This window comes from Bradyrhizobium sp. 76, assembly GCF_023073025.1.
Classification (GTDB): Bacteria; Pseudomonadota; Alphaproteobacteria; order Rhizobiales; family Xanthobacteraceae; genus Bradyrhizobium.
This window is the reverse complement of the sequence record NZ_JADPIS010000122.1, coordinates 1-1562: the sequence shown is the minus strand read 5'-3', so window position 1 is coordinate 1562 and position 1562 is coordinate 1. Positions and strand designations below refer to the sequence as shown.

Below are 1562 nucleotides of genomic sequence, written 5' to 3'. Positions count from 1 at the left end.
GGCCGATTTTGTTGCAAAAGTCGGTTGAGACAAGTCACGAAGCGTGATTCCGTTGTGTTGACGCGAATCTCGGCGAGGTCGATCCATGATGGGCCGTCTGAAGAGTGACCAAGGTCAACTGTTCTACGAGGCTTGTCTTGGCGACGCGGTTCCTGAAGATCATTTGGTGCGGAAGATCGATGCTGCTCTCGATCTGTCCTGGCTTCGCGGTGAACTAGCATCTCACTATTCGTCGATGGGGCGCCCGTCGATCGATCCGGAACTGATGATCCGGATGCTGGTCGCGGGGTATGTCTTTGCGATCCGCTCGGAACGGCTGATCTGCCGTGAAGTGCAGGTGAACCTCGCCTATCGCTGGTTCTGCAAGCTCGGTATCGAGGACGCTGTCCCGGATCATTCGGCGTTCTCGCGCGCCCGCAACGAGCGCTTCCGCGATGGAGATGTTCTCCGCCGCGTGTTCGAACGGATTGTCGAGACATGCATTGCCGCCGGTCTGGTTGGTGGCGAAGGATTTGCAGTCGATGCGAGCCTGATTGCGGCCGACGCGAACAAGCAGCGCTCGATCGCAGGTCACGATTGGCGCAGGGATCGCGATCCGGCCAGGTCTAGCCGCGCGGTGAAGGAGTATTTGGCAACCCTCGACGATCCGGCGTGGGGAGCCGCCAGCGATGTCATCCCGAAATTTGTCTCGCCATCCGATCCGGCAGCGCAGTGGACCGGCGCTCACAAGGGGCCGGCATTCTTCGCGTACTCCGACAACTATCTCATCGACGTGAAGTTCGGCGTCATCGTTGATGTCGAGGCCTCCCGCGCCATTCGCCAGGCCGAGGTCGGTGCAGCAAAGACCATGATCGAACGACCGAGGAGCGCTTCGGTCTCAAGCCAGAGCGACTTGTCGGGGATACCGCTTACGGAGCGGCTCCAATGCTGAACTGGCTGGTCGAGGAGAAGGGCATCGCGCCACATATCCCTGTGTTCGATAAGTCGAAGCGGGATGATGGCACTTTCTCGCGGAGCGACTTTCGATATGACCCGATCGGCGACGTTTACCACTGCCCGGGTGGTAAGCGGCTTGGGACGAGCGGTACCGTGCACGAGGGCAAGACCCTTTCTGTATCGTGCAAGCAAGCTCGACTGCGATGTATGCCCGCTCAAGCCGCAGTGCTGCCCAAAGGAACCATCACGCAAGATCCCGCGCGATATCCATGAGCATGCCCGAGACGTTGCCCGGTCGTTCGCTGGCACCGAGGGCTTCGAGCTCTCTCGGCGTCAGCGCAAGAAGATCGAGATGAGGTTCGCACACTTGAAGCGCATCCTGAAGCTTGGTCGGCTCCGATTGCGCGGCCCGCAAGGTGCCCAGGATGAGTTTGTTCTAGCCGCCATCGCCCAGAATCTGAGGCGATTTGCATCGCTGGTCGCACGACCGCCACCGGCTCAGGCTCTGCGCATCGCGTAGCGTCGAAGTTGCGTAAAATGCGTCAGGGCCAGCGCTTCAGAGCGCGGCTCAACGAAAGGCCCAGCGGCCAAATCCATTGCAGCCGACTTTTGCAACAAAATCGGCC

The 1562-nt window shown here is 60.1% G+C and carries 1 pseudogene; it reads left to right on the top strand.

The annotated features are described in order from the left end of the window. Nucleotides 1-85 precede the first annotated feature (85 nt). A pseudogene (locus IVB48_RS32995) lies at nucleotides 86-1456 on the top strand (IS1182 family transposase). Nucleotides 1457-1562: the final 106 nt, after the last annotated feature.